This window comes from bacterium (assembly GCA_026416715.1).
Taxonomy (GTDB): Bacteria; UBP4; UBA4092; order JAOAEQ01; family JAOAEQ01; genus JAOAEQ01.
Window position 1 is genome coordinate 139139 of sequence record JAOAEQ010000003.1, and the last position, 11011, is coordinate 150149.

The 11011-nt window shown below is 40.6% G+C and carries 10 protein-coding genes; 8 read left to right on the forward strand and 2 right to left on the reverse strand.

The genetic code is table 11. The features are described from left to right. Positions 1-51: 51 nt before the first annotated feature. The 8 genes from xylB (at position 52) to nadA (ending at position 8855) form a co-directional block, all read left to right on the forward strand. Entirely contained in the window at positions 52-1596 is a 1545-nt protein-coding gene (gene xylB / locus N3A72_02225; GenBank protein ID MCX7918426.1) for a xylulokinase, read from the forward strand. 176 nt (positions 1597-1772) lie between these two features. Beyond that, a complete protein-coding gene (locus tag N3A72_02230) occupies positions 1773-2918 on the forward strand; it encodes a hypothetical protein (GenBank protein MCX7918427.1) in 1146 nt (381 codons plus the stop codon). Positions 2919-2922: 4 nt separating this feature from the next. Beyond that, positions 2923-3999 carry a type IV pilus twitching motility protein PilT gene (locus tag N3A72_02235; protein MCX7918428.1) on the forward strand — a complete coding sequence of 359 codons (1077 nt, stop codon included), beginning with the start codon at positions 2923-2925 and terminating at the stop codon, positions 3997-3999. Between the two features lie 49 nt (positions 4000-4048). Beyond that, positions 4049-5221, forward strand: a complete 1173-nt coding sequence (locus tag N3A72_02240) for an LL-diaminopimelate aminotransferase (protein ID MCX7918429.1) — start codon at positions 4049-4051, stop codon at positions 5219-5221. 99 nt (positions 5222-5320) lie between these two features. Then, positions 5321-5866 (forward strand): 2-amino-4-hydroxy-6-hydroxymethyldihydropteridine diphosphokinase, encoded by a 546-nt coding sequence (gene folK / locus N3A72_02245; protein MCX7918430.1) that lies wholly within the window; start codon positions 5321-5323, stop codon positions 5864-5866. Positions 5867-5956: 90 nt separating this feature from the next. After that, positions 5957-6790 carry a 3-methyl-2-oxobutanoate hydroxymethyltransferase gene (panB, locus tag N3A72_02250; GenBank protein MCX7918431.1) on the forward strand — a complete coding sequence of 278 codons (834 nt, stop codon included), beginning with the start codon at positions 5957-5959 and terminating at the stop codon, positions 6788-6790. 29 nt (positions 6791-6819) lie between these two features. Beyond that, positions 6820-7662 carry a pantoate--beta-alanine ligase gene (gene panC, locus N3A72_02255; GenBank protein ID MCX7918432.1) on the forward strand — a complete coding sequence of 281 codons (843 nt, stop codon included), beginning with the start codon at positions 6820-6822 and terminating at the stop codon, positions 7660-7662. Between the two features lie 203 nt (positions 7663-7865). Further along, the gene (gene nadA, locus N3A72_02260; protein MCX7918433.1) at positions 7866-8855 is read left to right on the forward strand and encodes a quinolinate synthase; all 990 of its coding nucleotides are present in this window, start codon (positions 7866-7868) and stop codon (positions 8853-8855) included. Between the two features lie 62 nt (positions 8856-8917). Here nadA and nadB read toward each other — a convergent pair whose 3' ends face one another. Both nadB and N3A72_02270 read right to left on the reverse strand, forming a co-directional pair. Further along, positions 8918-10516, reverse strand: coding sequence for an L-aspartate oxidase (gene nadB, locus N3A72_02265; GenBank protein ID MCX7918434.1), 1599 nt, complete (start codon positions 10514-10516; stop codon positions 8918-8920). Positions 10517-10638: 122 nt separating this feature from the next. After that, a partial coding sequence (locus tag N3A72_02270) for a hypothetical protein (GenBank protein ID MCX7918435.1) occupies positions 10639-11011 on the reverse strand: 373 nt, incomplete at its 5' end.

Consider the following 11011-nt stretch of genomic DNA (forward strand, 5'->3'; position numbering starts at 1 on the left):
ATGGTAATTTTATTAGCATACAATTAAATCAAACTAGAAAAGAGGAGTATTATGCCGTATCTCATTGGAATTGATGTCGGAACTAGCGGTGCAAAAACTGTGCTATTTGATACTAAAGGAAACGTTGTTACGAAATCAGTTATCGAGTATCCGTTAGAGCAACCGCATCCGGGTTGGTCGGAGCAAGAGCCGGAAAATTGGTGGAAAGCAACGGTCAAAAGTATCAGAAAAGTTTTGCAACGTAGCAAAATAAATTCTGCTGAAGTTAAAGGAATCAGTTTATCCGGTCAGATGCATGGCGCTGTGTTTCTAGATAAGAACTTGCGACCGGTTCGACCATGTATTCTGTGGAATGACCAGAGAACAGTAGAACAATGTCAAACAATAATCGAAAAAATCGGACTGGATAAACTCCGAGAACTCGTCGGAAATACCGCATTATCCGGATTCACTGCCCCGAAAATCCTTTGGTTACGTGATTGTGAGCCGGAGCATTATGCGCGAGTTAATAAACTCGTTCTTCCCAAAGATTATGTGCGATATAAACTGACCGGCGTTCTTGCTACGGAAGTTTCTGATGCTTCAGGCACAATTTTGTTTGATAATAAACAACGAACGTGGTCATCTGAAATGTTGCAAAGACTCGATATCAATCCAGATTGGTTTCCAAACTGTTATGAATCGGACTCGGTTTGCGGTGAAATAACCAAAAAAGTTGCATTAACAACTGGGTTAAAAGTAGGAACCCCGGTTATTGCCGGTGGTGCGGATAACACCTGCAGTGCTATCGGTAACGGGATTATTCTCGAAGGCAGGGTTCTGGCGAGTATCGGTACTTCCGGGGTGATTTTTTGTCATACCGATACCGTTAAGGTTGACCCGAAATTGAGAGTGCATAGTTTTTGCCATTCGGTGCGGTATAAGTGGTATTTAATGGGATGTATGTTATCAGCGGGATTCTCATTTCGTTGGTTTCGCGACCAACTCGGTGTTTTCGAAAAACAAATAGCGAAAAAACGGAAGGTTGACCCTTATGAAATCTTAACCGAAGCAGCAAGTCTAGTGCCGGTAGGTAGTAATGGTGTAATCTTTTTGCCATATTTAATGGGCGAACGAAGTCCGCACGGTGACCCCAATGCGAAATCAGTTTTTTTCGGAATTACCGCAAAAACGACTCGGGAAGATTTAATCCGTGCCGTACTCGAAGGAGTTACCTTTGGTATGCGAGATAGTCTGGAGATAATGCGTGAACTGCGACAACCGATACAACAGATTCGCGTTACTGGTGGCGGTGCTCAATCCGGATTATGGCGGCAGATTTGTGCGGATATATTTAATACACCAGTAGTAACCGTTAATACGACTGAAGGGGCGGCACTTGGTGCTGCAATACTCGCTGGAGTTGGTGCAGGAGTTTATCCGGATATTGCAACTGCCGTTGAACGAATCGTTACAGTAACCAGTGTAACTGACCCAATACTTGAAAATAGTAAAAGATATAACGAGTTCTATCAGATATTTAAAGGATTATATCCAGCGTTAAAACCAGCGTTCGACCAAATTTCTGCAATAATAACGGAAAAACTAAAGCACTAAAGCACTTCATATGTCTACTCAATACAACAGTAGCAGTTAACCATTTTCAATTTTCAGTCTATGCAGTTTAGATTTTGCTATCTTTTTGACATTTGGATTTAGATGTTTAGCATCGCGAGTGTATCTTGCTATCCATTGCTCGAATCTACTTCTCTATGTTACGATAATACACCATTATGGATAAACGAATTTTAATTCTTTCAGTGCCAAAAGGGTCTGGACATCAGCAGGCGGCGAATGCGCTAGAGAAATCATTTCGAAGTTATTATCCTGAAGTTGAGGTGGTCAACGCTAATTTTTTTGATTGTACTACTAATCCATTTGTAGAGCGGGTCGTCAACCGAACCTATTTAAGTATCTTAAAAACCACCCCGGAAATCTGGGATTACTTGTATGATAACGACCGATTAGCGGAATGGTCAAGTAAGTTTCGTGAATATATACATAAGAAGAATTCAGCGAAATTTAAAAATTTCCTAGTAGCCTATGCTCCGCATGCAGTGATTTGTACTCAAGCGTTTCCCTGCGGTGTCATTTCAACAATGAAACGTTCCGGAGAATTAAAAGTTCCATTGGTAGCAGTGATAACAGATTTTGAAGCGAATCACTACTGGCCTACTGAAGGAGTAGATTTATATACGGTAGCCGCTAAATTTACACAAGAGAAATTAATTGCCCGTGGTGTTCCAGAATCCCGAATTAAAATATTAGGAATCCCTGTGGATAAAGTATTTTCGATGCCATGTGACCGACAGCAGGTCCGCGAAAAACTCGGGGTTTCAGACCAGATGAATGTCGTATTGGTTATGGGCGGTAGTCTCGGATTTGGTCCTATCCCTGAGATAATTGAAAGTTTAATGCAATGTCAGACACCGTTTCAGATATTAGTGGTAACTGGATTGAATAAAAAGCTCGAACGAGAACTGCAAGGATTCACCGCATCATCGCGTCATCCATTATATATCTTTGGATTTATTGATAACGTTCACGAATTAATGAGTATCAGTGATTTAATTATAACGAAATCTGGCGGATTAACCAGTACAGAAGCATTGATTAAAAAGCTGCCAATGCTGATTGTTAAACCCATTCCCGGACAAGAGGAAAAGAATAGTCAATATTTGGTCAGCCAAGGGGTAGCTATTCGGACGGATGAAGTTAGTGAAGTGAGTCTGATTGTCGATAAGCTTTTTCGCGAGAAAACCGAACTGGAAGCGATGCGCAATCGAATGATTCAGAATTTTCCAATTGATAATCCGGCAAAACATATTGCTACAGAAATTATGCAATTAATCCGTATCAATCAAGAAGGGAGTTGGTAGCATTATGATTGATATCAAGGGTCTATTAACACAGACCGTTGACGCTGGAGCATCCGATTTGCATTTAGTCGTTGACGTTCCGCCGATGATTCGAGTTGACGGGCGCTTGATACCAGCGAGCAAAACGCCGTTGACTCGTGCTGAAACGCGCGCAGCTATCTACTCGTTACTGAATGATGAACAGAGGTCGAAATTTGAACGAGAATGGGAATTGGATTTTTCTGTTCAATTAGAGGGCGTCGGTCGATTCCGAGTCAATGTGCATAAAGAAAAAGGGAACGTAGAAGCGGCGTTTCGTGCGATTCCAACGAAAATATTAACGATTGAAGAACTCGGACTTCCGCCGGTAATTGCGTCATTTGCGCGCCGGCCGAATGGATTGGTATTGGTAACCGGACCTACTGGAATGGGAAAAACTACAACATTAGCTGCAATGTTAGATTTAATCAGTCGAGAACGGAATTGTCTTATCATCACCATTGAAGACCCAATTGAATATGTGCTCCAACATCATAAAGGGGTAGTGAAACAGCGGGAAATTGCTGCAGATACGCATTCATTTCCTATTGCATTACGGCATTGTTTACGGCAAGATCCGGATGTCATCTGTATAGGAGAAATGCGAGATTTAGAAACGATATCAACCGCATTAACCGCTGCGGAAACCGGGCATTTAGTTTTAGCGACATTGCATACTCCTGATGCAGCGCAAACGATAGACCGGATTATCGATGTTTTTCCACCATATCAGCAAGACCAAGTTCGCATCCAATTAGCTGGATGTCTGCAAGCGATAATTGCCCAGCAGTTAATCCCGAAAATTGGCGGCGGACGAGTTGTTGCCGTAGAAATCCTTGCGGCTACACCTGCGGTACGAAATGTTATCCGGACCCAAAAAACTGAACAGATAGCCACATTATTACAGACCAGCGGTGAATTTGGTATGCAATCGATGGATAAATCCTTGCAGAATTTATATGAACGCGGGTTGATAACCTACGATGAAGCTGTATCTCGTGCAAGTGACCCCCGAGGATTTGTTAAAACACTTACGGAAGGAACCCAAAAGCAACAACGATAGTCTCCAGCAAATAAATATATAATACAACACAGGAGATACGATAACATTTATGGAACAAAAATTTCAACGCGCAAAACGAACCGAAGCAATCCCGCCATATTTATTTTTTCGCATAGATCAATTAAAACGGGAAGCAATAGCTCGTGGAATTGATATTATCAATCTCGGGATCGGTGACCCGGATTTACCAACCCCAAAACATCTTATTGATAAACTTGCTGTGGCTGCCAATAACCCATTATATCATCAATACCCACCGTATGAAGGATTCCTAACATTTCGAGAAGCAGTAGCCCAATGGTATAAAACGCGATTTAACGTTGACCTTGACCCGAAAACAGAAGTGATAACATTAATCGGGTCGAAAGAAGGGATCGGACATATTCCATTAGCGTTTATCAATCCAGGGGAGAAAGTATTAATTCCAGACCCGGGGTATCCGGTTTATCTATCCGGGACGATTTTTGCTGGTGGAAAACCCCAGTTTTATGCTTTAAAAAAACGAAATGGATTTCTGCCGAATCTAAGTACATTAGAGAAAAAAGTTTGTCCCAAAACCAAATTGATGTTTCTCAATTATCCAAATAATCCAACCGGAGCAACGGTCACGGTATCGTTTTTTGAACAGGTCGTTGAATTCGCTAAGCGACATAATCTCATTATTTGTCACGATGCTGCATATACCGAAATCAGTTTTGATGGATATCAACCGCCGAGTTTTCTCCAAGCAAAAGGTGCGAAAGAAGTCGGAATCGAGTTCCATTCCTTATCAAAAACATTTAACATGACCGGTTGGCGAATTGGTTTTGCTGTGGGTAATCCCGAGATATTATCAGGTTTACTTTTTATTAAAAGTAATCTTGATTCCGGAGTATTTGGTGCGATTCAAGAAGTGGGAATAGCAGCGTTGACCGGAGATATGCGAAGTGTTCAAGAGATGCGAGAAATTTATCAACGGCGACGCGATGTTTTAGTTTCTGGGCTAGAATCCTGTGGGATAAAGGTCAATAAACCGTTAGCTGGATTCTATGTTTGGGTAGCTGTCCCCCAAGGATATACATCAATGGAATTTACAGAAAAACTCATTCAAGAAGCTGGTATCGTAACAACTCCAGGAATCGGATTTGGCCAGTATGGGGAAGGGTATATTCGGATGACGTTAACTACGGCAGAATCCCGTTTAGCAGAAGCAGTTGACCGTATTGCTAAAATCAAGATATAATATATCCATAAAATTTGATATCGCAAATCCGAAATCCGAAACCAATATAAATAGAATAAACACTAAGATAAAAGTGGCGGGATTAAGGATATGTTTATTATGATGAGACGTATTGCATATATTTCGTTAGGGTCTAACCTTGGTGACCGGAGCCAGAATATTCAACAGGCGATAGATTACCTCTATGCATGCCCGCAGGTTAAAATTTTAAAAATATCGTCTCTATATAAAACTGAACCATGGGGACCACATAAAGACCAGCCGGAATTCTTAAACGCAGTCATCAAATTGCAGACCGATTTAGGACCGGAAGCGTTACATCGATATTTGCAAGAAATAGAGTATAAACTCCATCGGAAACGGAACAAAAAAGGGGGACCGCGCACGATCGATTTAGATATCCTCTTTTTTGGTAAAATATTGATTGATGATGAAAATCTTAAGGTACCGCATCCGGAGATAGCCAACCGCGCTTTTGTTCTTATTCCATTAGCGGAAATAGCCCCGAAACTCTACCATCCAGTTCTGAAAAAAACTATCGCTACTTTACTATCCGAGTTAAAAGCACGGGCACGAACGGCGAGTAAAAAAGGTGAACCTTTTCATATGGAAAAGGTACAAAAGATTGGCAAGATTAAAGTGTAGATTACACATACCTTTCCGAATAACCAGATTGAAATTGATCCGTTTGGATTCAACATTATTTGACCGCCTGAATATTATTTCTGAACTATTATGATGACTGTCACAAAAATTATCCAAAAGAAACGCGATAAGAAAAAAATCGTTGCGTTAACAGCATATGACTTTTATAGTGCACAGTTACTTGACCAGCTTGGGATAGATATCATTATCGTTGGCGATTCATTAGGTCAGGTTATTTTAGGTTATCAAACCACTCTGCCGGTAACAATGGATGAAATGATTCATCATACAAAAGCAGTAGCACGGGGTAATGGTTCTGCCGTGATAGTTGGTGATATGCCATTTATGTCGTATCAGGTAAGTATCGAGGAAGCAGTACGTAATGCTGGCAGATTTATTAAAGATGCTGGCGCACACGCAGTTAAAATTGAAGGTGGAAAGGAACGTATCCCAACTATTCGCGCTATCCTTGACGCTGGAATCCCCGTTATGGGTCATATCGGATTAGTCCCGCAATCGATCCATCGGTTTGGTGGATATAAAGTAACAGGAAGAGATGCGGAGACAGCAAAACGATTATTTGATGACGCGTTGGCTTTAGAACAATTAGGTGTATTTAGTATCGTATTAGAATGTGTTCCTTGGAAGGTTGCAAAAGTGATCTCAGAAAAACTTGCTATTCCAACGATTAGTATCGGTTCTGGAGTATGGTGTGACGGTCAGGTTCTCGTTCTCCACGATGTTTTAGGAATGTATGAAGGAAAATATCCCAAACACGTCAAGATATATGCGCGTTTGTTTGAGCAGATGAAATCCGCTATTCAACAGTACCAATCTGAAGTTCAATCTGGTAGTTTTCCTACCCAAGACCACGCATTTGAAATTGACGAAGTCGAATATAATAAATTTCTTCAATTGATATAATTCCACCGACATTCAAGTCAATTATGTCTATGCAGATTATTAAAAATATTGGTGAAATGCAAACCTGGTCGAATAATGTTCGCAAAGAGAATCGGACGATTGGGTTTGTTCCGACAATGGGCTATTTCCACGAAGGACATCTGAATTTAATGCGGGAAGCAAGGAAACAGTGTGACCGGGTTGTTGTAAGTATTTATGTAAATCCGACCCAATTCGGTCCGCAAGAAGATTTTACGCAATACCCCCGTGATTTAAATCACGATATAAGTTTAGCAGAACCGATTGGGATAGATTGTCTCTTTATCCCTTCTGATGAACAAATTTATCCAGAAGGATATCAGACCTATGTAACCGTTGAGCAGTTAAGCAAACGTTTATGTGGAAAAAGTCGACCAGGGCATTTTCGTGGAGTAGCAACGATTGTTACTAAATTATTGAATATCGTGCAACCGGATACGCTCTATCTAGGTCAAAAAGACGCGCAACAAGCGATATTACTCTCGAAAATGGTTCAAGATTTAAATATTCCAGTAAAGGTGGTTATTCTTCCTACAACGCGAGAATGCGATGGTTTAGCGATGAGTTCTAGAAATAAATACTTGTCAGATAATGAACGACGGCAAGCCGTGGTTCTCTATCAATCACTGCAACTTGCGCAATCGATAATTAAGCAAGGTGAAAAAAATGCGGCTCGTATCATTCAGGCGATGCAACAGTTAATTTCAAGTCAACCGGATGCGCGGATTGATTATGTTTCAATAGTTGACCCGAAAACTTTAGATGATGTAAACGTTATAACAGAACCGGTATTAATTGCAATAGCAGTATATATTGGAAAAACGAGATTGATAGACAACATTATTATTGAATAAAAAATCATTTCGGAGTATTAAGGTAAAGGTCTAATGGCATAACCTATGCCCAATATCCCGATACTATACCGAAATGTCGTAATATAACTTATTTGCCTATTTGCGGAGATAATGTTTTTGAAGCAATGTTACTTTTCCCGGTGGCACGTTGACATGTCGCTTAACGCCGAGATCCTGCTGTAATACCTACGAAAAGAAAATTTATGGAAAATCAACAGTTCTATATAACAGAAATTAATCGGTTACGAAAAGAACGGAATGCGGTAATTTTAGCCCATAACTATCAGCTGGGTGAAATACAGGATATCGCTGATTTTGTTGGTGATTCTCTTGGATTGAGTATTATAGCAGCGCAAACCCCAGCGAAAGTTGTGATTTTCTGTGGGGTACATTTTATGGCGGAATCTGCCGCTATTCTCTGTCCAGAAAAAACCGTTATTTTACCGGAAATAAATGCAGGTTGTCCTTTAGCAGATATGGCAACTGCAGAACAAATCCAGAAAGTTAAATTCCAACTTTCTAATTCCAAAACCGAACTAGTAGTCGTAAGTTATGTCAATACAACAGCAGCAGTGAAATCCGTTAGTGATATTTGTTGTACGTCCGGAAACGCAGTTAAGGTTGTCCAAAGTATCCCGCGGGATAAAAGCATTTTATTTGTTCCGGATAAAAATCTTGGTTCCTGGGTTGCAGAGCAGACTGAAAAAAGGTTGGGGAAAGAAGCCAGACCAATCATTTCGTTACCAATTGAATCAGCTATAACTGAACCCACGTTTATATTATGGGATGGATATTGTCCAACTCACGAGTATATTTTTGCGGAAGAAGTAATGAAATTAAAGGAGCAACACTCGAATGCAGAATTTGTTTGCCACCCAGAATGCAGACCGGAAGTTAGAAAATTAGCGGATAAAATTGCTAGCACCGAAGGTATTGTTCAGTATGTTAAAGAATCAAAAGGAACAGAATTTATTATCGGAACGGAAAAGGGAATATTACATCGATTACAGAAAGATAATCCAGAAAAGAAATTTTATCTTGCTTCAGATAAACTGCTTTGTCCAAATATGAAAATTACAACATTAAAATCAGTATATCAATCTTTACTTACTATGGAACCCGTAATTACTGTCCCACCGGATATCCAACAAAAAGCTAAATCCGCTCTTGATAAGATGATTCAAATAAAATAGCCATTTTACCAAAGTTTCTTAACCGCTAACAGAATCTGCATTTTCTAGCAAAGCAAAATATTTTATTTTCTAAAATGACATCCACGCGAAATCGGGTTCCGTTGTGCAGCATTGATAATTAGCAGAGCAACTTGGATACCGTTTCGAAGACCGATAAGAGCATCGGTTAATTTCGTTTTTCGATAAAATTGTTCAATTCTGTGCGAGAGATATTCGAGGTCAGCTTGAGCTCGTTCTAGCCGTTTAGTTGTTCTGACAATTCCTGCATAGTTCCACATCGTGGTCTTGATAGTAACCCAATCCTGAATAATAAGGGCTGGATCAACATCTTCATCAAGCCCGGTATCTTGCCAAGGTGGTATATCAGAGTTCAACAAGTGCTGGCTTTGGTTGGCAGAAGAATGTTTTAAGTTCGTAGTAACAGTAAAATGTTGGCAAATATCTTCTGTAGCTCGGGTAGCCCAAACAAGTCCTTCAAGAAGTGATGTTGACGCAAGACGGTTAGCTCCGTGAAGTCCAGTACAAGAACATTCGCCAATCGCATAGAGGTTCTGGATATTGGTACGGCCGTAAGTATCGACTTTAATCCCACCGCAGAAATAGTGTGCTGCCGGAACAACTGGAATAGGCATATGTTGAGCATCTATTCCGTAAGAGAGACATTTCTGATAAACGGTTGGAAAGCGGTCGGAAATATCTATGCCTTTGCTTTTCAGTGGAGAACAATCTAGAAGAACGTGGTCATCAGACCGACGGAGCATTTCTTCATGGATAGCTCGAGCGACGACATCTCGTGGAGCGAGGTCAGCTAGTTCTGGGTCATATCGAGTCATAAAATATTCGCCGGATTTATTGCATAGTTTCGCACCTTCTCCTCGGATAGATTCGGAAATAAGAAATCGGTCAGCATCTTTATGATAAAAAGCGGTCGGATGGAATTGGATATATTCCATATTAATAAGTTGCGCGCCAGCTCTGGCTGCCATAGCGATTCCGTCACCCCGTGCTCCTTCTGGATTTGTAGTGTGCAAAAATAATTGACCAATACCGCCAGTAGCAAGAATGATTTTCTCAGCGAAAATAGTTTCAACGCTTCGCGTGCTATTATTCAGGGCATATACTCCAGCGCAGGTAACATCGTCATAGATTGCCAGCGGATTCGTTGAATGATGCGGTCGAGTAATTAGATCAATTGCGGTATAATTCGTAAGAACAGTAATTTTTGGGGATTGTTTAACTGCATCAACTAGTTTCTTTTCAATAGCTGCGCCTGTGGCATCATCTGCGTGGAGGATGCGTCGTTTAGAATGAGCTGCTTCGAGCGTGATATCAAGTTGACCGGAAGCATTCCGGGAAAATTCTACACCCAACTGATTGATGAGAAAATTAGTTACTAATTTTGGTCCATATTCAACGAGAACTTGAACGGCAGCAGGATTACATAATCCATCACCGGCATTAATAATATCCTGCGCTAAAATTGCCGGGTCGTCATCTGGACCAAGCGTAACAATACCACCTTGCGCATAGTTGGTGTTCGATTCGGCTAAATCAGGACTACGATTGAGTAGAATCACGGAACGGCCAGCTTCCGCGAGTTTAATTGCTGCGGAGCAACCAGCGATACCCGAACCGATGATTAAAACCTCTGTATATTTCATAAATATTTACAAATCCAAATTTAAACAATAAAATTTAATTTGAAGAATAGTAAACGATGCAACGTAAACGGATAGGGAACGGATTCAATCTCGAAATCTTCTTCGAGATTGAATCCGTTATTCTAGTATTCTTTCCAAAGTTCCGGTGGAATTGAAGTAGGAGTAATATCAGTTATTGAAATGGAGTATCCGCCTGTTCCGGTTAATTCGTTAATTATCTTAATATAGTAGATACCAGTTTCACTAAGCTGTTTAACAAGTTCAGTATATCCATATCCTAGCAGTGTTTTCCCATTAGGGCCATAGAGATAGAATTTTATTGATACACCAGGTGAAAAGCTGGTAACCCGAATCCGATATGTTCGTCCTGCTTTTCCGAAGAATTTTGCCCAGTCTATATCACCAGAATAAGCAAACGTCGAATAGCATTCTGTTCCATCAGTGGTAATCCAGACCGGATTAAATATCGCGGTTGGTGTTGTATATGTACCTGTA